This window comes from Sphingobium sp. BS19 (genome assembly GCF_027925545.1).
Taxonomy (GTDB): domain Bacteria; phylum Pseudomonadota; class Alphaproteobacteria; order Sphingomonadales; family Sphingomonadaceae; genus Sphingobium.
This window is the reverse complement of the sequence record NZ_BSEF01000016.1, coordinates 24,984-47,358: the sequence shown is the minus strand read 5'-3', so window position 1 is coordinate 47,358 and position 22,375 is coordinate 24,984. Positions and strand designations below refer to the sequence as shown.

Annotated in this window: 23 protein-coding genes and 2 tRNA genes; 12 read left to right on the top strand and 13 right to left on the bottom strand. The window is 62.1% G+C overall.

Annotation, left to right across the window (positions count from 1 at the left end; translation table 11 throughout):
- Positions 1 to 169: 169 nt before the first annotated feature.
- The 4 genes from clpP to QMG56_RS17300 all read right to left on the bottom strand — a co-directional run bounded on the left by clpP (position 170) and on the right by QMG56_RS17300 (position 3,649).
- The gene (clpP, locus tag QMG56_RS17315; protein WP_281823648.1) at positions 170 to 814 is read right to left on the bottom strand and encodes an ATP-dependent Clp endopeptidase proteolytic subunit ClpP; all 645 of its coding nucleotides are present in this window, start codon (positions 812 to 814) and stop codon (positions 170 to 172) included.
- A gap of 92 nt (positions 815 to 906) precedes the next feature.
- Entirely contained in the window at positions 907 to 1,878 is a 972-nt protein-coding gene (locus QMG56_RS17310; protein ID WP_281823646.1) for a glycosyltransferase family 2 protein, read from the bottom strand.
- 24 nt (positions 1,879 to 1,902) lie between these two features.
- Positions 1,903 to 3,486 carry a trigger factor gene (tig, locus tag QMG56_RS17305; protein WP_281823644.1) on the bottom strand — a complete coding sequence of 528 codons (1,584 nt, stop codon included), beginning with the start codon at positions 3,484 to 3,486 and terminating at the stop codon, positions 1,903 to 1,905.
- 78 nt (positions 3,487 to 3,564) lie between these two features.
- Positions 3,565 to 3,649: transfer RNA gene (locus QMG56_RS17300), tRNA-Leu, on the bottom strand.
- A gap of 126 nt (positions 3,650 to 3,775) precedes the next feature.
- Between QMG56_RS17300 and QMG56_RS17295 the strand changes: the two genes are divergently transcribed.
- Positions 3,776 to 3,958 (top strand): hypothetical protein, encoded by a 183-nt coding sequence (locus QMG56_RS17295; protein WP_281823642.1) that lies wholly within the window; start codon positions 3,776 to 3,778, stop codon positions 3,956 to 3,958.
- On the opposite strand, the gene QMG56_RS17290 is transcribed toward QMG56_RS17295, so the two are convergent.
- Complete coding sequence (locus QMG56_RS17290; RefSeq protein WP_281823640.1) at positions 3,955 to 4,332, bottom strand: hypothetical protein; 378 nt, start codon at positions 4,330 to 4,332, stop codon at positions 3,955 to 3,957. The two genes, QMG56_RS17295 and QMG56_RS17290, sit on opposite strands and share 4 nt — an antisense overlap.
- Positions 4,333 to 4,574: 242 nt before the next feature.
- On the opposite strand from QMG56_RS17290, the gene QMG56_RS17285 reads away from it, so the two are divergent.
- Complete coding sequence (locus QMG56_RS17285; RefSeq protein ID WP_281823638.1) at positions 4,575 to 4,967, top strand: hypothetical protein; 393 nt, start codon at positions 4,575 to 4,577, stop codon at positions 4,965 to 4,967.
- 43 nt (positions 4,968 to 5,010) lie between these two features.
- Here the strand turns inward: QMG56_RS17285 and gatB are convergent, their stop codons facing one another.
- The 3 genes from gatB to gatC are packed head-to-tail and all read right to left on the bottom strand — an operon-like array spanning position 5,011 to position 8,283.
- A complete protein-coding gene (gene gatB / locus QMG56_RS17280; RefSeq protein WP_281823636.1) occupies positions 5,011 to 6,513 on the bottom strand; it encodes an Asp-tRNA(Asn)/Glu-tRNA(Gln) amidotransferase subunit GatB in 1,503 nt (500 codons plus the stop codon).
- A 1-nt stretch (position 6,514) separates the two neighbouring features.
- Positions 6,515 to 7,996, bottom strand: coding sequence for an Asp-tRNA(Asn)/Glu-tRNA(Gln) amidotransferase subunit GatA (gatA, locus tag QMG56_RS17275; protein WP_281823634.1), 1,482 nt, complete (start codon positions 7,994 to 7,996; stop codon positions 6,515 to 6,517).
- Positions 7,996 to 8,283: an Asp-tRNA(Asn)/Glu-tRNA(Gln) amidotransferase subunit GatC gene (gatC, locus tag QMG56_RS17270; protein ID WP_281823632.1), complete on the bottom strand. Its 288-nt coding sequence runs from the start codon at positions 8,281 to 8,283 to the stop codon at positions 7,996 to 7,998. The genes gatA and gatC overlap by 1 nt, the downstream gene beginning before the upstream one ends.
- Positions 8,284 to 8,384: 101 nt before the next feature.
- Here gatC and QMG56_RS17265 point away from each other — a divergent pair, with 101 nt between their 5' ends.
- The 4 genes from QMG56_RS17265 to QMG56_RS17250 all read left to right on the top strand — a co-directional run bounded on the left by QMG56_RS17265 (position 8,385) and on the right by QMG56_RS17250 (position 12,344).
- Positions 8,385 to 9,506 carry a DUF3089 domain-containing protein gene (locus tag QMG56_RS17265; RefSeq protein WP_281823630.1) on the top strand — a complete coding sequence of 374 codons (1,122 nt, stop codon included), beginning with the start codon at positions 8,385 to 8,387 and terminating at the stop codon, positions 9,504 to 9,506.
- Positions 9,506 to 9,961, top strand: a complete 456-nt coding sequence (gene ruvX, locus QMG56_RS17260; RefSeq protein ID WP_375713721.1) for a RuvX/YqgF family protein — start codon at positions 9,506 to 9,508, stop codon at positions 9,959 to 9,961. Before QMG56_RS17265 ends, ruvX begins: the two co-directional genes overlap by 1 nt.
- Before the next feature lie 48 nt (positions 9,962 to 10,009).
- A complete protein-coding gene (locus QMG56_RS17255) occupies positions 10,010 to 11,005 on the top strand; it encodes an aspartate carbamoyltransferase catalytic subunit (RefSeq protein WP_281823629.1) in 996 nt (331 codons plus the stop codon).
- Between the two features lie 112 nt (positions 11,006 to 11,117).
- Positions 11,118 to 12,344, top strand: a complete 1,227-nt coding sequence (locus QMG56_RS17250) for a dihydroorotase family protein (protein WP_281823627.1) — start codon at positions 11,118 to 11,120, stop codon at positions 12,342 to 12,344.
- Positions 12,345 to 12,452: 108 nt separating this feature from the next.
- Here the strand turns inward: QMG56_RS17250 and QMG56_RS17245 are convergent, their stop codons facing one another.
- From QMG56_RS17245 to QMG56_RS17235, 3 genes are read right to left on the bottom strand one after another with little or no spacing between them, the layout of a single operon-like run.
- Positions 12,453 to 13,772: an SPOR domain-containing protein gene (locus QMG56_RS17245; RefSeq protein ID WP_281823625.1), complete on the bottom strand. Its 1,320-nt coding sequence runs from the start codon at positions 13,770 to 13,772 to the stop codon at positions 12,453 to 12,455.
- Between the two features lie 17 nt (positions 13,773 to 13,789).
- Positions 13,790 to 14,380, bottom strand: a complete 591-nt coding sequence (locus QMG56_RS17240; protein WP_281823624.1) for a hypothetical protein — start codon at positions 14,378 to 14,380, stop codon at positions 13,790 to 13,792.
- Between the two features lie 12 nt (positions 14,381 to 14,392).
- Entirely contained in the window at positions 14,393 to 15,112 is a 720-nt protein-coding gene (locus tag QMG56_RS17235; RefSeq protein WP_230187567.1) for a ParA family protein, read from the bottom strand.
- 197 nt (positions 15,113 to 15,309) lie between these two features.
- Here QMG56_RS17235 and QMG56_RS17230 point away from each other — a divergent pair, with 197 nt between their 5' ends.
- The 3 genes from QMG56_RS17230 to bktB all read left to right on the top strand — a co-directional run bounded on the left by QMG56_RS17230 (position 15,310) and on the right by bktB (position 19,014).
- Complete coding sequence (locus QMG56_RS17230; RefSeq protein ID WP_281823621.1) at positions 15,310 to 16,320, top strand: SPOR domain-containing protein; 1,011 nt, start codon at positions 15,310 to 15,312, stop codon at positions 16,318 to 16,320.
- Positions 16,321 to 16,423: 103 nt separating this feature from the next.
- A complete protein-coding gene (gene rimO, locus QMG56_RS17225) occupies positions 16,424 to 17,800 on the top strand; it encodes a 30S ribosomal protein S12 methylthiotransferase RimO (protein WP_281823619.1) in 1,377 nt (458 codons plus the stop codon).
- A gap of 35 nt (positions 17,801 to 17,835) precedes the next feature.
- Positions 17,836 to 19,014 carry a beta-ketothiolase BktB gene (gene bktB / locus QMG56_RS17220; protein WP_281823617.1) on the top strand — a complete coding sequence of 393 codons (1,179 nt, stop codon included), beginning with the start codon at positions 17,836 to 17,838 and terminating at the stop codon, positions 19,012 to 19,014.
- A 121-nt stretch (positions 19,015 to 19,135) separates the two neighbouring features.
- On the opposite strand, the gene QMG56_RS17215 is transcribed toward bktB, so the two are convergent.
- Together QMG56_RS17215 and QMG56_RS17210 are read right to left on the bottom strand one after the other, a co-directional pair.
- Positions 19,136 to 19,211: transfer RNA gene (locus QMG56_RS17215), tRNA-Ala, on the bottom strand.
- Positions 19,212 to 19,333: 122 nt separating this feature from the next.
- Complete coding sequence (locus QMG56_RS17210; RefSeq protein ID WP_230187563.1) at positions 19,334 to 19,672, bottom strand: TIGR02300 family protein; 339 nt, start codon at positions 19,670 to 19,672, stop codon at positions 19,334 to 19,336.
- Between the two features lie 149 nt (positions 19,673 to 19,821).
- On the opposite strand from QMG56_RS17210, the gene aroA reads away from it, so the two are divergent.
- From aroA to cmk, 3 genes are all read left to right on the top strand, one after another.
- Complete coding sequence (aroA, locus tag QMG56_RS17205) at positions 19,822 to 21,162, top strand: 3-phosphoshikimate 1-carboxyvinyltransferase (RefSeq protein WP_281823616.1); 1,341 nt, start codon at positions 19,822 to 19,824, stop codon at positions 21,160 to 21,162.
- A gap of 148 nt (positions 21,163 to 21,310) precedes the next feature.
- On the top strand, positions 21,311 to 21,571 hold the full coding sequence (locus QMG56_RS17200) for a hypothetical protein (protein ID WP_281823615.1): 261 nt from the start codon (positions 21,311 to 21,313) through the stop codon (positions 21,569 to 21,571).
- Positions 21,568 to 22,203 (top strand): (d)CMP kinase, encoded by a 636-nt coding sequence (cmk, locus tag QMG56_RS17195; protein WP_230187560.1) that lies wholly within the window; start codon positions 21,568 to 21,570, stop codon positions 22,201 to 22,203. The genes QMG56_RS17200 and cmk overlap by 4 nt, the downstream gene beginning before the upstream one ends.
- The last annotated feature ends 172 nt before the right edge of the window (positions 22,204 to 22,375 follow it).

Here is a 22,375-nt window from a genome sequence, read left to right as displayed (position 1 = left end):
CGGTCTTTCCTGGCCCGGCGGGGGGCGGCGGACCCACCCCGCATCGCCGGACTTTTCATGTCCACGGTCCAGTCTAGACCGCGTTACGCGCGTTTCACAAGAGACGTTTATGTGACAGCCACGTAAATACTCCCTTAGCGTCGCGGACGTCGCCAAGGATTTCATTGCATTATTCCGGCAATGCGGCCGCTGCGGGACGCTTGCCGTACACTTCATCCACCAGTCCGAAAGCCTTGGCTTCGTCCGCTTCCATGAAGGTATCGCGGTCCATAGCCTTCTCGATCTCCTCGATCGGCTTGCCCGTATACTGGGCGTAAAGACCGTTGAGACGCGCACGGATGCGCAAAATTTCTTTGGCCTGAATTTCGATGTCCGACGCCATGCCCTGCGCGCCGCCTGATGGCTGATGCACCATGATGCGCGCCTGGCTCAATGCGACTCGCATCCCCGGCTCACCGGCGGCAAGCAGGAAGCTGCCCATCGAAGCGGCCTGACCGATGCACACGGTGCCGACCTTGGGCCGGATATACTGCATCGTATCGTGGATCGCCATGCCCGCTGTGACGACACCGCCCGGCGAGTTGATGTACATATAGATGTCCTTCTTCGGATTCTCCGATTCGAGGAACAGCAACTGCGCCACGATCACCGACGCCATCTGGTCCTCGACCTGACCGGTCACGAAAATGATGCGCTCACGCAGCAGGCGCGAGAAGATGTCGAAGCTGCGCTCGCCGCGGCTCGACTGTTCGATGACGATGGGGACCATTGCTGCGAGGGTGTCGTTCAGATGCCCGGAAATCATGTCTCTCATTGTGCTCTTTCGGTGAGTGCTTTTGCCCTGCCCTACATCGGGGCAAAGCAGGACAGGTTCAAGGGGCTTAACGGTTAAGTCCGGACGGACAATTAACGGTCGCGCGCAAAATCGCTGGGGGCGCGAAATGTGAGATAGGCCAAGCGGCGCACTTCGCGGCGACCGCGCACTACGGTATCGAGGATGAGGCCGCACATGCCGTTCAGTACCGCGATGATCATCAGGCCGGTGATCAGGATGGCGGTGGGGAAGCGCGGGACGAGACCCGTTTCCAGATAAGTGATGAACAGCGGTACCGCGAGGATGAGGCCCGCCAGCGCGAACAGCGCCCCGATTGCCCCGAAAAACACGACCGGCCGCTCGATCCGATAGAGCTGAGCGATGGTACGCAGGATACGCCAGCCGTCGCGATAGGTGGACAGCTTGCTGACCGATCCTTCGGGGCGCGCGGCATAGGCCGTCAATTCTTCGGCCACAGGCATGGCGAGTTCGAGTGCGTGGACGCTCATTTCCGTTTCGATCTCAAACCCCGCCGAAAGGACGGGAAAGCTCTTGACGAAACGGCGGGAGAAAATGCGGTAGCCCGAGAGAATATCGGTGAAGCTGCGACCGAAGAGGCGACGTAGCAGGCCGGTGAGGACCGCGTTGCCGAGGCGATGACCCCGGCGGTAGGCAGCCTCGACTTCGGACTTGCGCGCGCCGACGACCATGTCGAAATTGTTGGCGAGCATCGCGGCGACCATGCAAGGCGCAGCGGCGGCTTCGTAGGTCGCATCGCCATCGGCCATGACGTAGATGTCAGCGTCCACATCCGCGAACATGCGGCGGACGACATGCCCCTTCCCCTGCTGGCGGACGGAACGGACGATGGCACCAGCCGACGCAGCGATGGCGCGGCTGTCGTCGGTGCTGTTGTTGTCGAAAACGTAGATGTCGGCGCCGGGCAGCGCCTGCGCAAAGTCCCGCACCGTCTGTGCGATCGCCTCTGCCTCATTGTAACAAGGCAGGAGAACGGCGATGCGCAGACCGGGGGGAATGGCTGATGCCTCCGATGAGGCGGGCATGACTTCCCCCCGTCCGGTCAAAGCTTATTCAGCTTTTGCAGCAGCTTTCTTCGGCGCTGCCTTCTTGGCAGGCGCCTTCTTTTCTTCTGCAGCAGGCTCTGCGTCCGCATCGGCAGCCTTCTTCGCCGGTGCCTTCTTAGCGGGCTTGGCTTCAGCTTCGCCTTCTACCGTTTCGGCGGCAGGTTCAGCGGCTTTCTTGGCCGAAGCCTTCTTTGCCTTGGGCTTTTCGTCATGATCATGGCCGCAATCGGGACCGTGGACGTGCGGCTTCAGATCGCCGTCTTCTTCCTCGATGGCCGCTTCCAAATCGGCGCGGCTGACGGTGCGCTCGGAAATTTCGGCTTTGTCGAACAGGAAGTCGACGACCTTGTCTTCATACAGCGGCGCGCGAAGCTGAGCAGCGGCCATAGGTTCCTGACGGACATACTGCATGAAACGCTCACGATCCTGCGGACCGTACTGCTGCGCGGCCTGCATGATGAGGCGGTTCATTTCGGCGTCGCTGACCTGAACATTGTTGGCCTGACCGATTTCCGACAGCAACAGGCCGAGGCGAACGCGACGGACCGCGATGGCGCGATAATCGTCCTTGTCCTTTTCCATTTCGGCCAGCGCGGCTCCGGGGTTTTCGTCATGCCCGGCTTCATGCTCAAGCTGCGCCCAGATCTGATTGAATTCGGCTTCGACCATGCTGGGGGGAACATCGAAATCATGCGCGGCGGCAAGCTGATCGAGCAGCTTGCGCTTCATGTGGGTGCGCGTCAGGCCGTTATGTTCCTGCTCGATCTGGCCCTTCAACAGCTCTTTCAGCTTGTCGAGACCTTCAAGACCCAGACCCTTGGCGAAATCTTCGTCCAGCTTGGGCTTCGAGGAATCGAGAATGGACTTCACGACGATGTCGAACGTTGCGGCCTTGCCCTTCAGATTTTCGGCATTGTAGTCTTCGGGGAAGGTGACGTTCAGCACCTTTTCGTCGCCGGTCTTCACGCCGATCAACTGGTCTTCGAAACCGGGGATCAGGTTGCCCGATCCGATTTCGACCTTCATGTCTTCGCCCGTGCCGCCGTCGAACGCGACGCCATCGACCTTACCGACGAAATCGACGACGACAGTGTCGCCGGTCTTCGCCTTGTGCGTCTTGGGAAATTCTTCGAATGCGCCCTGCTGCGATGCGATCTTGCCAGCGGCTTCGTCAACCTGTTCGTCGGTCACTTCGGCGGTCAGGCGTTCCAGCTTGAGGCCGTCGATGCTGGGCGCAGCGACTTCGGGCAGCACTTCGAGTGCGACCTTGATCTGCGCGTCCTTGCCGAATTCGAAACCTTCGTCGAGTTCGACCGAAGGCTGCATCGCGGGACGCAGCTTGTTGTCGGACAGAATCTTCTGCACGCCTTCCTGAATCGCGGTGTTCAGCGCATCGCCCTGAAGGCGTTCGCCGTGCATCTTGCGGACGAGATTGGCAGGCACCTTGCCGGGGCGGAAACCGGGCATGCGGACCTGCGGAGCCATGGTCTTCACTTCCTGATCGACGCGGGCGTCGATGTCAGCAGGCGTGATGGTCAGGGTGTAGGCGCGCTTGAGGCCTTCGTTCAACGTCTCGACAGTCTGCATTTTTCTAACAACGCTTTCTAAAGCTGAAATCGGTGGCAACATCCATCTTAAGGACTAACCAGCAAGCACAGGCGTTACTGGTGCGGGCGAAGGGACTCGAACCCCCACATCTTGCGATACCAGAACCTAAATCTGGCGCGTCTACCAGTTTCGCCACGCCCGCATCGGTCGCCGGTCGGCGGGCCATAGAACAAGGTTGCGCGAAGGGCAAGGGATAGTGGCCATAACCCGATACGTGCGGAACCTTCCTCGCCTCTGGTGCTTAATGAAGGAGCAAGGAGACGATCCCATGGCCAGCCGCCCCGACCACGACCCCGCCGAAATCCCACCGCCCGATGTGATCGAACCGCAATCGCCCCCAGAGTTGCCGCAGATCGACACGCCCGACGAAACCCCCTATCGCGAACCCCCGGAAATCGCGCCGGAAACGCCGAATATCGACGAGCCGGGACGCGGGCCGGACGAGGTTTAGCTATTGGGTTGTGGCGCCAGTTGCCCGTAGACAATTTCGCCTGCGCGCAGCTTTGCCACATTCCCACGGGCGAACAGGATGTAGATGGGCGCAAGCAAAACTTTCGCAGCGTCGTCGCCCTTGCCACCCTCCCCCTTGTCCAGAAGCTCGCCGGTGAGCGGCAGTTGCCTGTCCCCTACGGCAATGTAGGTTAACTGGACTTCAAGACGACCGCGCTTCAGTCCGGCTCCTGCGTCCTTGGCTTCACGAACGATTCCAAACGCAGGCGAACCGGCTGGTATGGTTACGCCTTTCGTTTGAAACGGCTCATCCACCATCAGCTTGACGACGTCGCCCGCCTTGGCCTGGCTCGAATTGACCTCACGCAGCACCATTAATTTTATGCGTGGCCCAGCATTCACGGCCGCTGCGGCGGGAGGCGGAGAAGCGGGGCTAACATCACTCTGCGCGAGACTCTGCTGAGATAGACAAAGCACACCGACCGCAATCGTAAACCCTAAACCCACTCGTTTCATACTGCCCCCATGTACATGTCGGCGAATGTTAGATCATACCGTTGCCAATCGCAAAGCCGCGTAATAGGAATTCGCTCCTGTTTTGGAGGGGGATTCCATTGATGACTTATAAGTTCGTAAGTGCCGCCATGATTGCCGCGGCAATGACGGTTTCTAGCGGTCCGGCCACTGCCAAAGACACGCCTGCAAAACCCTATGTGGTTGTGAACGAGGATGTCGGCGTACCGGTATTTCCCAACGACATTACCGACCGTCCCTATGAAGTGATCGGGGAAGTCAAAGCTGAGGTGCGCAAAGGCACCATCTTCAGCAAGGAAGCCTCTCAGGCCAAGGTCTACAAGGAGCTTTGGGAGCGCGGCCAGAAACTTGGGGCGGATGCCGTAATCAAGGCGCAATATGGCGACGCGCGTGTGACGCTGATGAGCTGGGGCAGCGTAAAGGGAACGGGCACGGCCATTCGTTTCAAGGCGGCTGAAACGCCCGTAACGCAATAATATCCGAAAGGGCGGCCCGACGTGGGTCGCCCTTTTCGTCAGATCAGCCCAACGCTTTCTTCAAAATCTCATTCACGACCTTCGGGTTAGCTTTCCCGCCCATCGCTTTCATCGTCTGGCCGACGAAGAAGCCGAACAGGGCTTCCTTGCCGCCGCGATACTGCTCCACCTTGTCGGCGTTGTCGGCGATGACCTTGGCGGCGGCTTCTTCGATGGCGCCGGTGTCGCTGGTCTGTTTGAGGCCTTTTTCCTCGACGATTTTGCCGGCGGCGTCGCCGGTTTCGAGCATGATTTCGAAGACCTGCTTTGCAAGCGTTCCCGACAGCGTGCCGTCTGCGACGAGGGCGAGCAATTCAGCGCCCTGCGCGGGGCTGACGGGGCTTGTTTCCAGATCCTTGCCCAAACGGTTGAGCGCGCCGAACAGTTCGGACAGCAGCCAGTTGGCGGCGGCCTTCGCGACGTCGCTTTCACTCTTGCCCTGTGCGCGGGCGCTTTCGCTCACCAGAGACTCGAACCAACGGGTGGTTTCGACTTCGGCGGTCAGCGTCGCGGCGTTGTAGGCGGAGAGGCCGAGTTCGGTCTCATAACGCGTGCGCTTGGCGTCGGGCAGTTCGGGGAGCGACGCGCGGCATTCGGCCAGAAACGCATCGTCCAGTTCCAGCGGCAACAGGTCGGGATCGGGGAAGTAGCGATAATCATGCGCGTCTTCCTTCGACCGCATGGAGCGGGTTTCGTTCTTGTCCGGATCGTAGAGGCGGGTTTCCTGCACGATCTTGCCACCGGCTTCGAGGACATCGACCTGCCGGTTCGCTTCATGCTCGATCACGGCCATGACGAAGCGGACGGAGTTGACGTTCTTCGTTTCCGTGCGGGTGCCAAATTCCTCACCCGGCTTGCGGACGCTGACGTTCACGTCGGCGCGCATGGAGCCTTCTTCCATATTGCCGTCGCACGAGCCGACATAGCGCAGAATGGATCGCAACTTACGGACATAAGCCCCTGCTTCGACGGGAGAACGCATATCCGGCTTCGACACGATTTCCATCAGCGCCACGCCCGACCGGTTGAGATCGACATAGCTGCGCGTCGGATGCTGGTCGTGCATCAGCTTGCCCGCATCCTGCTCGACATGGATGCGTTCCACGCCGATGGTCTTGGTGGCGCTGTTCGGGTCTTTCTCGTCCAGCGTGACCGTGATCTGCCCTTCGCCCACTATGGGGTGATAGAGCTGGCTGATCTGATAGCCCTGCGGCAAATCGGCGTAGAAGTAGTTCTTCCGATCGAAACGCGAATATTTGTTGATCTGCGCTTCGATCGCCATGCCGGTGCGCACCGCCTGCCGGATGCACTCGCGGTTGGGCGTGGGGAGCATCCCCGGCATCGCAGCATCGACCAGCGATACCTGCGTATTCGGTTCCGCACCGAACGCGGTCGCCGCGCCGGAGAACAGCTTTGCGTTGGAGGTGATCTGGGCGTGGACTTCCAGCCCGATGACGACTTCCCAATCGCCGGTGTCGCCGTGGATACGATAGGTTGATTCAGTCATGTTACCACCATTTGTCCGGGCGTACCGTGAAGCCTGCGCGCTCTTCGATAGCCAGCGCGGCGTTGAGGACGCTTTGTTCGTCGAGCGCTTTGCCGATGATCTGCAGACCCAGCGGAAGCCCCTGCGCGTCGAGACCGCCGGGGACCGACATCGCGGGCAGACCGGCGAGCGAAGCAGGCACGGTGAAGACGTCGTTCAGGTACATCGCCAAGGGATCGGCCTGCTTCTCGCCCAGCGCAAAAGCGGCGGACGGTGCCGTGGGCGTGAGCAGCAAGTCGCAGCTTTCCCAGGCGCGGTCAAAATCGCGGGAGATGAGCGTGCGGACCTTCTGCGCCTGTGTGTAATAGGCGTCGTAGAACCCGGCGCTAAGGACATAGGTGCCGATCATGATGCGGCGCTTCACCTCCGGCCCGAAGCCGGCGGCGCGGGTGGCGGCGTACATATCCTGCAAGTTCGCGCCATCGGGCAGATCGCGCAGGCCGAAGCGCACGCCATCATAGCGCGCCAGATTGGACGACGCCTCTGCCGGGGCGATGATGTAGTAGGTCGGCAGCGCATATTTGGTGTGCGGGAGCGAGACTTCCACGATCTCCGCGCCTGCATCTTTCAGGAAGGCGATGCCTTTTTCCCACAGCGCATCGATTTCGGCGGGCATACCGTCGACCCGATATTCCTTGGGAATACCGATGCGCTTACCCTTGAGATTACTCGACAATCCCGCCTCCCACGCGGGGACAGGCAGATCGAGGGAGGTCGAATCCTTGGGATCGAAACCCGTCATCGCTTCAAGCAGGATCGCATTATCGCGCACGGTGCGCGCCATCGGTCCCGCCTGATCGAGCGACGACGCGAACGCCACCACGCCCCAGCGCGAGCAGCGGCCATAGGTGGGCTTGATGCCGCTGATGCCGACGAATGCGGCGGGCTGACGGATCGAGCCGCCGGTATCGGTGCCGGTCGCAGCGGGGCAGAGCCGCGCCGAGATCGCCGATGCGCTGCCGCCTGACGAACCACCCGGCGCAAGCGAGACATTGCCGCCATCGTTGCGCTTCCACGGGGAAATGACGTTGCCGAAGAAGCTGGTTTCGTTGGAGGAGCCCATGGCGAACTGATCGAGGTTCAGCTTGCCCAGCATCCCCGCGCCAGCATCCCACAGCTTGCCCGATACGGTGGATTCGTAGGTAGGCACGAAGCCTTCGAGGATGTGGCTGGCCGCCGTGGTCTGCACGCCATTGGTGCAGAACAGATCCTTCATCCCGATCGGCACGCCCGAAAGCGGCTTGAGATCGCCAGAAGCGCGCGCCGCATCGGCAGCGTCCGCCGCGGCAAGCGCGTGGTCGGGCGTTTCGACGATGAAGGCGTTCAGCGCCTTGGCCGCGGCGACATTCGCGTTGAAGCCTTCGGCCACTTCGCGCGCGGTGAAATTGCCTGCGCGGAAACCGTCGCGGATTTCAGCGACGGTCAGATCGGTTACGTTGCTCATTATTCGATCACCTTAGGCACCGCGAAAAAGCCCTGTTCGGCTTGCGGTGCGTTGGCCAGTACCTTTTCGCGCACGTCGCCATCGGTGACGACATCGTCGCGCAGGCGCAGCGTGTTGGGGATGACGGCGGTCATCGGCTCTACGCCGGTGACGTCGACTTCGCCCAGTTGCTCCACCCAGCCAAGGATGTTGTTGAGTTCAGGCACCAGTGCCTGCGCTTCGCCGTCGGTGACGGAAATGCGCGCAAGGCTGGCGATCTTTTTGACGGTTTGCAGGTCTATGGACATGCGCGCGGCGCTAGCATTGCGCGTCCGCTCCATCAAGCGCGATTGCCCGATTGGGCGCAACAGGATAGGCGCGATCGTAACAAACGCATGTGGAGCGCCCTTTGGCCCGTAAGTTTCTCTATGTCATTGCGGCCCTGATCGTGTTGGCGATTGCGTCCGCTTTTGCATATCGCATTTTCGGACAGCAGCTCATCAACGCGACGATGGTGCCCAAGGGCGCGTTCAGTGCGCCGCCCCCCGCCCCGGCGGACGCTTACGCGAAGGCGGACCACTGGATTGCGCGACCCGACGTTGTGAAGAACAATCCGGCGCTCTGGCGACCCGCGGGCTATAAGGAGGCGGCGGAACCCGCACGGGCAGCAGTCTTCTTCATCCACCCCACAAGCTATCTGGCGCTGGCAACCCAAGCGCAGTGGAACGCGCCACTCAGCGACCGCGAGTCGCAGGACATGGCTGCGCGGTTCGTGCGCAGTCAGGCGAGCGCTTTCAACGGCGTCGGCGCGATCTGGGCACCGCGATACCGGCAGGCGCATTATGGTGCATTCCTGACCGACAATGCCGATGGGCAGAAGGCCATCGACGCCGCCTATCGCGATGTGGCGCAGGGGTTCGATGCGTTTCTCGCCGCCAATCCGTCCGGGCCGATCATTCTGGCCGGACATAGCCAAGGGTCGCTTCACCTGTTGCGATTACTGCATGACAAGGTGGCCGGGACGCCCATCGCGGCGCGGATCGTGGCGGCCTATGTCGTCGGCTGGCCGGTTTCGATGGAAGCGGACATCCCGGCCCTGGGCCTTCCCGCCTGCACGATGAAGGGACAGGCCAACTGCGTGCTAAGCTGGCAGAGCTTTGCCGAACCGGCAGATCCGTCCGCCGTTCAGAAGGTGTTTGACGGCGGCAAAGGCTTCACGGGCAAGCCGCGCCGGGGGACGAAGATGCTCTGCACCAATCCGCTCACCGGCACAGCCGACGCCACCGCACCTGCCAGCCGCAATCTCGGTACGTTGGACGGGCGGGATAAGGAAGATAGTCCGACACTGGTGCCGGGTGCAGTCCCGGCGCGATGCGGCAAGGACGGTTTCCTGCTGATCGGCGATGCGCCGGACCTTGGCCCCTATGCCCTCCCCGGCAACAATTATCATGTGTATGACTATGCGCTGTTCTGGGCGAATATCCGGGCCGACGCGCGCGAAAGGCTGACGACATTTCTGAAAAAGCCCTGATGACCGCAGACCGCAATGCCTTTCGGGATGCTTTGCCCGATGGTGGGCGGCTGATCGGCATGGACGTCGGCACCAAGACAGTGGGGCTGGCGCTGTGCGATGCCCAATGGGTGATCGCCAGCCCCGCGCACACGATCACGCGCGGCAAATTTTCCAAGGACAAGGCGACCATTGCGACGTTCATGGGCGAACAGTTCGTGAAGGGCATCGTCATTGGCCTGCCCCTCAATCTGGACGGCAGCGCATCGCCGCGCAGTCAGTCGTCGAAATCCTTCGCGCAGAATATGGGCGATATGGGCGTGCCTATATTACTGTGGGACGAACGCTGGTCGACGCAGGCGGTGACCCGGACGCTGATCGACGCGGACGCCAGCCGCGCGCGGCGCGACGTGCTGGTGGACAAGCTGGCGGCGAGTTACATTCTGCAAGGTGCGATTGATGCTTTGCGGGGGTAAAGCCTACCCCCTTCCCTCGCCCGCAAATTCGCTTTAAGGCCTCCCGTCATGCCGCAGCAGACCCGCGAGACCATACCCACCGGCCTTATCGGTCGCGAACAGTTCCCGCACAGGCATTTGCTGGCGATTTCCGCGCTGATGCCGTGGGAAATATCCTTCCTGTTGGATGAGGCCGAGCATTGGGTCAGCGTCAACCGCGCGCACAGCCGCAAGCATGACGACCGGCTGGGCGGCCTGACGCAGATCAACGCGTTCTTCGAAAACAGCACGCGTACGCTCCTCTCGTTCGAGATTGCGGGTAAGAGGCTGGGCGCGGACGTGGTCAATATGCACGCCGCGCAATCGAGCGTGAAGAAAGGTGAAACGCTGATCGACACAGCGATGACGCTCAATGCCATGCGCGCCGATGTCATCGTGATCCGTCACGGCAGTTCGGGAGCAGTGCGGCTGATCGCGGAGAAGGTCGATTGCCCCGTCCTCAATGCAGGCGATGGCTGGCATGAGCATCCGACGCAGGGATTGCTCGACGCGCTCACCATCCGGCGGCGCAAGGGCGGGATATCGGGGCTGGTCGTGGCGATCTGTGGCGATGTGCTGCACAGCCGGGTCGCGCGGTCGAACATATTATGCCTTGGCGCCCTGGGCGCGCAGGTGCGCGTGATCGCGCCGCCGACGCTGATGCCCGCCGCCATCGATCAGATGAGCGTGACGCCCTATACCGACATGAACGTAGGGCTGGACGGCGCGGATGTGGTGATGATGCTGCGCCTTCAGAACGAGCGGATGGACGGAGCATTCATCCCCTCCCCGCGCGAATATCATATGCTGTACGGACTGACGCCGGAGCGGCTGGCGAAGGCCAAGCCCGATGCGCTGGTGATGCACCCCGGCCCGATGAATCGCGGCGTGGAGATCAGCAGCATCGTCGCCGATCATCCTGAACGGTCGGCGATTACCGAGCAGGTGGAGATGGGCGTTGCCGTGCGTATGGCATGTCTGGACGTGCTGACCCGACGGGCGCGCGGTGTGGAGGGTTGGGCGTGATGCGCTCCTTCTCTCCGTCATCCCTGCGAAAGCAGGGATCCCACTTTTCTTTCGACCGTAGCAATAGAAGCGGGATCCCTGCTTTCGCAGGGATGACGGAAGAGACAGCACGATGACCCGCATCCTTGCCATCGCCAACGCGCTCCTCGCTGATCCGGACGGACAAGCCGTCACTTCCGGCAGCATCCTGATCGAAGGCGACAGCATCGTCGCGGCGGGGGACATCGCGATCCCGCTGGATGCCGAGAAGGTCGACGCCAAGGGGATGCTTGTCGCCCCCGGTCTCGTCGATCTGGGCGTGTTCCGGACCGACAAGCCTGCGTTCAAATTCGGCGGCATCACGCGCGCGGCGCTGATGCCCGACCAGTCCTCGCCACTGGACGATGTCGGCCTGATCCGGCACGCAACGCGCGCCGGCAAGCCCGATTTCTGGGTCCACCCCCTCGCCGCTGCGACGCGCGGGTTGCATGGGGCCGAACTGGCGGAGATCGGCATGATGCAGGCCGCAGGCGCGCGCGCCGTCAGCACCGGGCGGCACTGGATCGCGGACTCCGGGGTGATGCTGCGCGTTTTGTCCTACGCTTCGGCTTTGGGGCTGACCGTCATTGCCCATGCCGAGGACGGCGGCCTGACCGGCAAGGCGGTCGCTACCGCCGGCGAAACGGCGACCCGGCTGGGTCTGGCAGCGGCTCCCGCCTGCGCCGAAGCGATGGCCATTGCGCGCGACATCATGCTGGCGCGGGAAACCGGCGCGGCGATCCATTTCCGGTTGGTGACGACAGCGGCGGGCTTTGCGCTGATCCGCGCGGCCAAAGCGGAAGGGTTGCGCATTACCTGCGGCATCAGTCCGGCCTATCTGTTCCTGTCGGACATCGCCGTTACCGATTTCCGCACCTTCGCGCATCTTTCGCCGCCTTTGCGGAGCGAGGATGACCGGCAAGCCGCGATCAGGGCCGTGGCGGATGGAACGGTGGACGTCATCACCTCCAGCCACGATCCACGCGGTCCAGAGGACAAGCGCCTGCCCTTCGCCGATGCCAGCCCCGGCATGGCGGGCGCGGAGACGCTGCTGGCACTGTCGCTCAACCTCGTGCGGGACGGGCATCTGACGATGAACGCGCTAATGACGTTGCTGTGCGCCAATCCCGCTAAGATATTAGGTGTAAAGGCGGGGCGTTTCGCGCCGGGCTATGCCGCCGACATCATCTTCATCGATTCCGAAACGCCGTGGATCGTCGATTCGGCGCGGATGGAAGCGGCGGCAGGCAATACCCCGTTCGACAAGGTGCCGGTACAGGGCCGGGTGCGCCGAATCATGAAGGGCGGTCAGTTCCTTTAACCGGCCAAGAGTCCGTTCGCCCTGAGCCTGTCGAAGGGTCTTTCTTCCTCAAAGAAGGACAGGCTTCGACAAGCTCAGCCCGAACGGACTGAGGTATAATCTTCGAATTTAGCGCGAGGCGAGTTGCTGGCGCTTGGGGGTGGCCCATGCCCAGCGCATCGTCGGTGCGGCCGCACGGATGAAGCACGCGCCGCCCTGGCTGCGGACGGTCCGGCACATCTGATCGGCTGTTCCCCGATCGGCAAAGCCGCCGAGCGAGAGGCGATGATAGACGCGGCCCTGCACATTGGCGGTCGTGTACGCCACCGGGAATTTGCTGAGGACGGCGTTCTTGCGCGCCATATGCTGCCAGCGTTCCTTGGCGATGGCGGCACTGTCATACGCACCAAGCTGCACGGCCCATTTGGTCGTGGTGGAGGGCGCAATGATTTCGAACGCAGCGGCCTTGCGCATCATGGTCGTGGCCGTTGCCAAAGGCGTGGCAACCGGGACGACTGCGGTGCGAACCGGCGCTTCGGGTGCGCGGATCACCGGCGTTTCGGGTTGTTCAACCGGAGCGGCCGCGATTTCAACGGGCGCCTGCTCGGGGGCTGCTTCTGGCGAAGCGGCTAATGTTTCTGCTGCTGGCGCTTCGGCCTGCGCCATCTGAACCACGGGCGCAGGCGCTGGCGCCAGGGCCAGCCGCAGGGGCACCCCGGCGTCGTCAGCGCGCATCTTCGTACCGATGAACGCAGCCACGCGCGCAGGTTCAGCGCCCGGCTCCGCATTCTGCGCCCAACCGATGATGCGCTGCGTAGCAGCAAGCGGATCGAGATCCTGCGCCGCCATCAAGCGCGCTTCGCGCCACTGACCGGCGAGCGCATAGGCATAAGCGAGGTTCTGGCGCGTCTTGATCGTCGCATCGGGTTCTTGCGCAGCGGCAGTCAGGATGCGGATCGCTTCCTGCGGATCGCCCGCCATCGCCATCGCAAGGCCGTAATCGGCTGCAGGCACGGTATCCATATGCGTGACGAGCAGCGCGCGGGCATCGGTCGATTTGCCCAGAGCGACCTTGGCAAGCACAAGGCTGACCACCGTGCGGGTGTCGGTATTGCCCAGCGTCATCGCGTCGGAAAACGCCGTTTCGGCAGACGTGAAGCGACCGTCCGCCAGATAGGCGCGGCCTAGCAGAACGCGATAGGCGGCATTGTCAGGCTTGGCAGCAACAGCAGCCTCAGCGGATGACAAGGCAAGTGCTACATCGCGCTTTGCCAGCGCTTTTTCGGCGGTCGTGGCGGATGCCCCAGCTTGCTTTTCGATGGCATTCATCTTTGCGCCCGGTTGCGCCATCATCGCGGCACCGCCCGTGCAGCCCACCATCGTCACACCGACGATCAGCGACGAGACGGCAATCTTCAAAAGAGCCTTGTTCTGCAAACTGCGTTTCATGGTCCAGTCCACCCCAATTATCTGTCAGTGCCGCGCGGACGCGGCAATTGTTCGGCCAGCGCGTCGATCTGTGGCTGGCTGTCGAGAAAGGCGTCGAGCGCCTGCGTGACGATCTGTTGCGCGGACCGATTGGCCACGGCGCAGGCAAGGCGCAGGCGCAGATGGCGTTCCGGATCGAGACGCAGCGTGAAGGCCGCTTTGCTACGCGCCGTCTGCTTCAGCGGGGCTGTCGGCAGAACAGGTGCCGCGATAGTCGGCTCAGGCGAAACGGGAGAGAGCTTTTCGGAAAGAACGCGGCGCTGTTCGATCACCACGGGCACGGGTGCGTCCTCCGGCACCGGCATCTGGTCGACGATCGGCGCAGGCGTGATCGACAGGGGCGAGCCCCCCATCGGCGTGAGGCCTGCGACGGCGAGCGGATCGCTCTGCCGGACGCTGTCCTCGCCCATGTCGTTCCATCCAAGATCATCCTGGTGCTGGGGATCGGATATGGCGGCAGCGCCCGTCATGCCATTGAGCATGACCTGGCGACGCATGGCGGGAGACGCGGCGCCCTTGCGCGCGAGCAGGCCCGAGGTCAGTGAGGCGAAAGGCTTGGGTTCGGCCATCTGTGCCACCTCTTACTGGCCGATGACGCGGCGGCCGAAGCCCCCGCCCAACGGACGGAGCGCGCCGGATTGCCCGGCTCCACTCGGCACGGAAAAGACCGTGCGGCGGAAGTTCTTTTCCAGCCGATCGGAAACATAGGACCAGAGCTGCACCACTTCCTGAGCGGAACGACTGTTGGGATCGACTTCCATGACGGTGCGGCCATCGATCATCGACGCAGCGTAATCGACGCGATGGTGCAAGGTGACCGGGGCAACGGTGCCATGCTGTGACAACGCAACGGCGGCTTCGGACGTGATCTTGGCTTTCGGGGTGGCCGCGTTGACCACGAAGATCAGTGGCTTGCCCGCGCGCTCGCACAGATCGACAGTGGCACCCACAGCGCGCAGGTCATGCGGGCTGGGGCGAGTCGGCACGACGATGAGTTCGGAAACGGAAATAACGCTCTGGATTGCCATGGTGATGGCAGGCGGTGTGTCGATGACGGCCAGCTTGAACCCCTGTTGGCGCAGGATTTCAAGATCGGCGGCAAGGCGCGCAACGGTCGTCTGTGCAAAGGCGGGAAATTCCGCCTCTCGCTCATTCCACCAGTCGGCAAGCGACCCCTGCGGATCGATATCGATCAGAACGACTGGCCCTGCCCCGGCGCGCTGCGCCTGAACCGCCAGATGCCCTGACAGTGTCGTCTTTCCAGACCCACCCTTTTGCGATGCCAGTGCCAATACCCGCACGAATTACCCCCGAAACCATGGAATTGGTTATAGAGTTGCCACGCCCGCACCTAAGAAATGGTTAATCCGCTGGCGATCCTGTTGACGCCGTAGGGGGATAAGCGATGGCATAGCCGAATCGTGCGCAGTTGTGGTAAGGATTGATTAAGTATGTTCCGCCAGTAAGGCGCATCTATACTTGCGGGCGGAGCGACAGCATGAAGCATTTCCTGATAGGTGGAGCGGTGGCACTGGCCGCGCCAGTCGCTGCGCTGGTGCTGGATGGCGCGATGTTCTCCGGCCCGGCACAAGCCGACGTAAAGACCGGCGTCGATGCGTGGACGCAGGGCGATTACGTCAAGGCCGTGAACGACTGGCGTCCGCTGGCGAACGCAGGCGATGCCGATGCGCAGTTCAATCTGGGGCAAGCGTACAAGCTGGGGCGCGGTGTGCCGATGGATGTACCCATCGCGCTGGAGTGGTTCCGCAAGGCTTCGGAGCAAGGACATTTGCGCGCAGAGGACAATTACGGCCTGCTGCTGTTTCAACAGAACCGCCGCGAAGAGGCTTTGCCCTACATCCGCAAATCCGCAGAGCGCGGCGAAGCGCGGTCGCAATATATTCTCGGCACCGCGCTGTTCAACGGCGAATTCGTGACCAAAGACTGGGTGCAGGCTTATGCGCTGATGACCCGCGCTTCGGCTTCCGGGCTTTCCCAGGCAACCGCCAGCCTGGAGCAGATGAACAATTACATTCCCGCCGATCAGCGCAAGAAGGGACTGGCGCTGGCGTCCGAGCTGGAAAAGAGGAACGCTATGACGCTGGCGGCAGCGACAAAAGCCCTCGACCCACCTATGCCGGTACTGCGTCCGGCACCCAAGTCGATTAAATCGGCCGCCATTCCGCCATCTGAGCCTGCGAAGCCCGTTCAGGTAGCCGCCGCGCCTGTAAAACCCAAGGTTGCACCTGCGCCGAAACCCGCCGCTGCGACGCCATCGGGCGAATGGCGCATCCAGTTGGGCGCATTCGGCGAGGAAAGCCGCGCGACCGCTTTATGGGCAACCCTGTCGAAAAAGGTTAGCGGCCTGTCCGCCTATCAACCTTTTTACGTGAAGGGCGGCGCGGTTACCCGACTTCAGGTCGGCCCGTTGCCTTCGTCTGCAGAAGCCGAAAAGCTGTGCCAGTCGGTCAAGGCGACCGGGAATGTGTGCATCCCGAAGAAGGGATAGTCCGTCATTCCCGCACAGGCGGCAATGACGGTAGTTAGGCGTAGGTCGCTTCATATCGCTGCCCCGTGACATTACACGCGCAACACCCTATGTGCGCGGCATCATGGCAACGACATTTCCCCCCGCGCCCAAGGTCGGCATGGTTTCGCTTGGCTGCCCCAAGGCGCTCGTCGACAGCGAACGCATCCTGACGAAACTGCGCTCCGATGGCTATCAGATGTCCCCCGATTATGCGGGGGCCGACGTCGTGCTGGTCAATACCTGCGGCTTTCTCGACTCCGCGAAGGAGGAATCGCTTGAAGCGATCGGTGAGGCAATCGCTGAAAACGGTCGCGTGATCGTCACCGGCTGCATGGGCAATGAAGCCGAACTGATCCGTGCACGCTTCCCCAGCGTATTGGCGATCACCGGCGCGCATCAATATGAGGATGTGGTGAATGCGGTGCATGAAGCATCGCCCCCCGTCCCCAATGCGTTCGTCGATCTGGTCCCCGAAGGTGGTCTGAAACTCACGCCGCGCCATTACAGCTATCTCAAGATTTCCGAAGGCTGCAACCATCGCTGCGCCTTCTGCATCATTCCTTCGCTACGCGGGGATCTCGTCTCGCGCCGGATCGACGCGGTGTTGCGCGAAGCTGAAAAGCTGGTCGCGGCAGGTACGAAGGAACTGTTGATCATCAGCCAGGACACGTCGGCTTATGGCGTCGACACCCGGCACGAAACGCGCAACTGGAAGGGCCGCGAGGTCCGCGCGCACATGACCGACATGGCCCGCGAGCTGGGCCAGCTACGCACTGCCGAGGGTCAGACTCCTTGGGTGCGCCTGCATTATGTCTATCCCTATCCGCATGTGGATCAGGTCATCCCGTTGATGGCCGAAGGGTTGCTGACGCCGTATCTCGACATTCCTTTCCAGCACGCTGCGCCCAATGTGCTGAAACGAATGAAGCGCCCGGCGAATGAAGCCAAGGTGCTGGAGCGGGTCAAGAACTGGCGCACCATCTGCCCGGACATCGCCATTCGTTCGTCCTTCGTCGTCGGCTTCCCCGGCGAGACCGAAGCCGATTTCCAGTATCTTCTCGACTGGCTGGATGAAGCGCAGCTCGACCGCGTGGGCGCGTTCCGTTTTGAGCCTGTCGAGGGTGCGGCCGCCAACGCCTTGCCCGACCCGGTCCCCGAAGAGGTCAAGGAAGAACGCTACCAGCGGATCATGGAAAAAACCGCTGCCATCTCCGCCGCCAAGTTGCAGGCGAAGATCGGTCGCATCCTTCCCGTCATCGTCGATGAAGTCGGCGAACCGGACGAAGACGATGGCAGCGTCGGCGCGACCGCTCGGTCTCAGGCGGACGCACCGGAAATCGACGGCAATGTTTTCCTGCGCGATACGTCAGGTCTGCAACCCGGCGACATCGTATATACGGAAATAGAAGACGCCGATGAGCACGACCTTTTCGGCGTGCCTGTGCAAGAGTATCGCTGATATTCGAACACCCACTGTGCAGAGGGAGAATATAATTGGAAGCAGTCTATATCGTATCCGGCGTACGCACCGCGATCGGTGATTTCGGTGGGAGCCTGAAGGATCACACGCCTGCCGATCTCGGCGCGAAAGTCATTGCCGAAGCGATCAGCCGCGCGGGCATCGCCGCTTCTGATGTCCAGCATGTCGTGATGGGTCAGGTAATCCAGACCGTACCGAACGATGCGTACCTCGCGCGCGTCGCTGCCGTGAATGCAGGCGTACCGATCGAAGCGCCAGCGCTTACCCTCAATCGCCTGTGCGGTTCGAGCGTTCAGGCGATCATTTCCGCCGCGCAGATGCTGACCCTTGGGGAATGCGATGTCGCCGTTGCGGGCGGTGCAGAAGTCATGAGTCGTGCCCCGCATTATGTTTCGGCGGCACGCTTTGGTCAGAAAATGGGCTCGGTCGAAATGGTCGATGCACTGATCGCCACATTGAGTGACCCGTTCGAAGGGTTCCACATGGGAATCACCGCGGAAAACATCGCTGCGGACTATGACATCAGCCGCGAAGAGCAAGACGCCACCGCCGCGCAGAGCCACGCACGCGCCGCTCTGGCACAGGCAGATGGCCGGTTCACCGATCAAATCCTGCCCATCGACATCAAGACCCGCAAGGGCGTCGTTAGTTTTGCGGCGGATGAGCATGTGCGCGGCGAAACGACCGCAGAGAGCCTAAGCGCCCTGCGCCCTGCGTTCAAGAAGGACGGCTCGGTAACGGCGGGTAACGCCAGCGGCATCAACGACGGCGCCGCAGCGGTCGTTCTCGCCTCGCAAAAGGCCGTTGACGCGCATGGGCTGAAGCCGATGGCCAAGATTCTGGGCTGGGGCTTTGCAGGCGTCGAACCTTCCCGCATGGGCATCGGCCCGGTGAAGGCGGTGCCAATCGCGCTCGAACGCGCCGGATTGACACTCGACCAGATCGACGTGATCGAAGCGAACGAAGCCTTTGCCGCGCAAGCCTGCGCCGTGTCGAAAACGCTCGGCTTCGATCCTGAAAAGGTCAATCCGAATGGATCGGGTATATCGCTTGGCCATCCGGTCGGCGCGACCGGCGCGATCATCACGGTGAAGGCGATGTATGAATTGCAGCGCACCGGGGGCCGCTATGGCCTGATCACCATGTGCATCGGCGGCGGTCAGGGCATCGCACTCGTCATCGAGCGGGTGTGATCGAACGGGTGTAAAAAACATCGTGCGGGATTTCGGTCCCGCACGGATACCTTGCGACCCTGTCACAGAGCACAGCGTTTCGCCCGCCTGTCGGCGTTGCATCGCGCATAATGTCAGGAAATGGTGGAGCCTAGCGGGATCGAACCGCTGACCTCTTGCATGCCATGCAAGCGCTCTCCCAGCTGAGCTAAGGCCCCATCTCTTCACTGCGCCAACGTGGGATTCGGCGCATCGTTCTACCAGAGTGAACCGCCCCAAAGGGCCGATCTCGCTGGCGAGGCGCTGCCCTTAAACGAGCAGCGCCCCCCTTTGCAAGTGCTTAATTGTCGTCGTCGCCTTCATCGCCGGCAGCTTCGACGCCCAGGTCGTCATCGCCACCCAGATCGACGTCGTTATCCGGCGAGTCGTCGTCCTCATCGATATCCAGATCGACGTCCAGATCGTCGTCCACAGCCTCGACCGCGCCGTCAGCCGTCTCGACGACCTTCTTGGGCACGATTTCCTCATAGGGAACCGGCTGTTTGGATTTCAGAACAGGCTCTGGATCCCAAGGATTGTTGCAGTTGATGCAGACAACCGGGTTTTCCTTGCCAAGATCGTAGAAGCGCGTTGCGCATTTCGGGCAAGTCCGTTTCGTGCCCCATTCAGGCTTCACCATGTGCCGCCGTCCATCCTTGATAAAAGTAAATAGGTAAAAGCGCGCGACAGCGGGGCTGCGCACGAAGCGACGCGGGCATTGCCATAGCAAGGCCGCACTGTCAAAAGCCGGATCGATTTTTTTGACCCTTTAATGACGTTCGGACTTTCATGCACTCCCATGACGACGCGGCGATGCCCGCGACATTCACCGCTGCGCCCCCTCTTTCGGGCACCGTTACCGTGCCGGGCGACAAGAGCATTTCGCACCGTTCGCTGATGCTTTCCGCGCTCGCCATCGGCGAAAGCCGGGTCGAAGGCTTGCTGGAGGGTGAGGACGTCCTGGCGACGGCCGCCGCAATGCGCGCAATGGGCGCCGACATAGTGCGCGACGATGATGGCGTGTGGCACATCCACGGCGTGGGCGTGGGCGGCCTGCTGCAACCGGAAACTGCACTCGACATGGGGAACAGCGGCACGTCGACCCGTCTGTTGATGGGATTGCTGGCGAGTCACGATCTCACCGCGACCTTCATCGGCGACGCTTCGCTCAGCAAGCGTCCTATGGGCCGGGTCATCGATCCGCTCTCGACCATGGGCGCGGAATTTACGGCTTCGCCCGGCGGTCGCCTGCCGCTGACATTGCGTGGCCTGTCGCCCACCGTGCCGATCGAATACCGCCTGCCCGTCGCATCGGCGCAGGTGAAGTCGGCGGTGCTGCTGGCGGGATTGAACACGCCGGGGATCACCCGCGTAATCGAGCCCATTGCCACCCGCGATCATAGCGAGCGGATGCTGAAGGGATTCGGCGCCGACCTGACGGTAGAAATCGACGCAGACGGTGCGCGCGTCATCAGCCTGGTCGGCGAAGCGGAATTGCAGCCGCAGAATATCGTCGTACCGGGCGACCCTTCCTCCGCTGCCTTCCCGATGGTCGCAGCGTTGCTGGTGCCGGGATCGCGCGTGACGATCGGCAATGTAGGCCTCAACCCGACACGCGCGGGGCTGATAGACCTGTTGCGCGAGATGGGCGGGAACATCGAAATCGTGAATGCTCGCGATGTGGGCGGCGAACCGGTCGGTGATCTGATCGTCACCGCATCGGCGCTGAATGGCGTAGAGCCAGACCCGGCCCGCGCCCCCAGCATGATCGACGAATATCCCGTGGCCTTCGTCGCCGCTGCGATGGCGCAGGGCCGCAGTGTCTTTCGCGGGCTGGAGGAATTGCGCGTCAAGGAATCGGATCGCCTCACCGCCATGGCGAACGGCCTGCGCCTGATCGGTGCGCGCGTGGAAGAGACCGAGGACGGCCTCATCATCGACGGCACCGGCGGAGAACCGCTGACGGGCGGCGGACCGGTGGCAACGCTGCTCGATCACCGCATCGCCATGAGCTTCGCCGTAGCGGGACTGGTATCGCGTAATGGCGTGACGGTGGACGACATGCGGCCCGTGGCGACGAGCTTTCCGGGGTTCGTCGATCTGCTCCGGGCTATGGGTGCGGTGGCGTGACCGTTTTCGTGCGAACACCCTCGTCATTCCCGCGCAGGCGGGAATCCATCTTCCAGCCCCTCGCCAATTTGCTATGTCCGGAGATGGTTTCCTGCCTTAGCGGGAATGACAATCTGAAGAGAGCGTATTTGCGTCGCAGGCCCACCCCATGACCCAAATCCTCTCCCCTTTCGCCGCGAACGTCATAGGCATGATCGGCAGTGCGATGATGGTCTACGCCTATGCCTATTCCAACGTCGTGAAGACGATGAACTTCCTCTTCTTCAACCTGCTCAACTTCATCGGTTCGCTGTTCCTGATCGCGTCGTTGACTGTGCACTTCAACGTTGCGTCGATGGCTATGGAAATCGTCTGGGCCATTGTCGCCGTCTTCGGACTTATCAAGGTACTGCGAGGGGAAAAGGCATGATCGTCGCTGTGGATGGCCCCGCCGCATCGGGCAAAGGCACCATCGCCAAGGCGCTGGCCGCGCATTATGGCCTCCCCTGCCTCGACACCGGGTTGCTGTATCGCGCCGTCGGATTGGCCGTATTGCAGGCCGGCGGCGATCCGGATCTTGAAGCGGATGCACTCGCAGCCTGCGATTTTGACGACAGCATCTTGGTTGAACCCGCTCTGCGCAGCGAAGCCGTCGGCTCGCTGGCCTCACGGGTATCCGTGCACCAAAGCGTCCGCGCCGCGCTCATCTCCCGCCAGCGCGACTTCGCAACGCAAGCGGGCGGCGCCATCCTCGACGGGCGCGACATTGCCACTGTCATCGCGCCCGATGCGGATGCCAAGATTTTCGTTACTGCCAGCGTCTCTGTGCGCGCGCAAAGGCGCTTTGCCGACGCCCTCGCGCATGGCGGCCATCCCGACATGGATACGCTGATTGCCGACATCCAGGCACGCGACACTCGCGACATGAGCCGCGATCACGCCCCATTGCGGCAAGCCGACGGCGCAGACTTGCTAGATACCAGCGATTTGACTATAGATGCGGCCGTCCGACAGGCGATTGCTTTGGTGGACGCACAACTGGACAGTCACGCAAAAGCATGACGCGCGCAGCGGCCGGGACCACCCGCCGCCCTTTTCGCATTTCCTATATCGTGCGTCCCTCGATGGCATTCACTTGGAAGACGCCCGGAAAACATACGGTTTTGCGGGCATTTTGGCCAAAGACCACCGGAGACAACCGGTTGGCCAGCAACGACTATGAAGGACTACATTT

Coding starts and splice junctions, on each gene's coding strand:
- rimO (WP_281823619.1), top strand. CDS start 16,424: ATGGCAACGACATTTCCCCCCGCGCCCAAGGTCGGCATGGTTTCGCTT.
- QMG56_RS17255 (WP_281823629.1), top strand. CDS start 10,010: ATGCCGCAGCAGACCCGCGAGACCATACCCACCGGCCTTATCGGTCGC.
- QMG56_RS17250 (WP_281823627.1), top strand. CDS start 11,118: ATGACCCGCATCCTTGCCATCGCCAACGCGCTCCTCGCTGATCCGGAC.
- QMG56_RS17310 (WP_281823646.1), bottom strand. CDS start 1,878: ATGCCCGCCTCATCGGAGGCATCAGCCATTCCCCCCGGTCTGCGCATC.
- tig (WP_281823644.1), bottom strand. CDS start 3,486: ATGCAGACTGTCGAGACGTTGAACGAAGGCCTCAAGCGCGCCTACACC.
- cmk (WP_230187560.1), top strand. CDS start 21,568: ATGATCGTCGCTGTGGATGGCCCCGCCGCATCGGGCAAAGGCACCATC.
- QMG56_RS17285 (WP_281823638.1), top strand. CDS start 4,575: ATGACTTATAAGTTCGTAAGTGCCGCCATGATTGCCGCGGCAATGACG.
- clpP (WP_281823648.1), bottom strand. CDS start 814: ATGAGAGACATGATTTCCGGGCATCTGAACGACACCCTCGCAGCAATG.
- QMG56_RS17210 (WP_230187563.1), bottom strand. CDS start 19,672: ATGGTGAAGCCTGAATGGGGCACGAAACGGACTTGCCCGAAATGCGCA.
- gatC (WP_281823632.1), bottom strand. CDS start 8,283: ATGTCCATAGACCTGCAAACCGTCAAAAAGATCGCCAGCCTTGCGCGC.
- ruvX (WP_375713721.1), top strand. CDS start 9,506: ATGACCGCAGACCGCAATGCCTTTCGGGATGCTTTGCCCGATGGTGGG.
- gatB (WP_281823636.1), bottom strand. CDS start 6,513: ATGACTGAATCAACCTATCGTATCCACGGCGACACCGGCGATTGGGAA.
- QMG56_RS17295 (WP_281823642.1), top strand. CDS start 3,776: ATGGCCAGCCGCCCCGACCACGACCCCGCCGAAATCCCACCGCCCGAT.
- QMG56_RS17245 (WP_281823625.1), bottom strand. CDS start 13,772: ATGAAACGCAGTTTGCAGAACAAGGCTCTTTTGAAGATTGCCGTCTCG.
- gatA (WP_281823634.1), bottom strand. CDS start 7,996: ATGAGCAACGTAACCGATCTGACCGTCGCTGAAATCCGCGACGGTTTC.
- QMG56_RS17290 (WP_281823640.1), bottom strand. CDS start 4,332: ATGGTGCTGCGTGAGGTCAATTCGAGCCAGGCCAAGGCGGGCGACGTC.
- QMG56_RS17230 (WP_281823621.1), top strand. CDS start 15,310: ATGAAGCATTTCCTGATAGGTGGAGCGGTGGCACTGGCCGCGCCAGTC.
- QMG56_RS17240 (WP_281823624.1), bottom strand. CDS start 14,380: ATGGCCGAACCCAAGCCTTTCGCCTCACTGACCTCGGGCCTGCTCGCG.
- QMG56_RS17200 (WP_281823615.1), top strand. CDS start 21,311: ATGACCCAAATCCTCTCCCCTTTCGCCGCGAACGTCATAGGCATGATC.
- aroA (WP_281823616.1), top strand. CDS start 19,822: ATGCACTCCCATGACGACGCGGCGATGCCCGCGACATTCACCGCTGCG.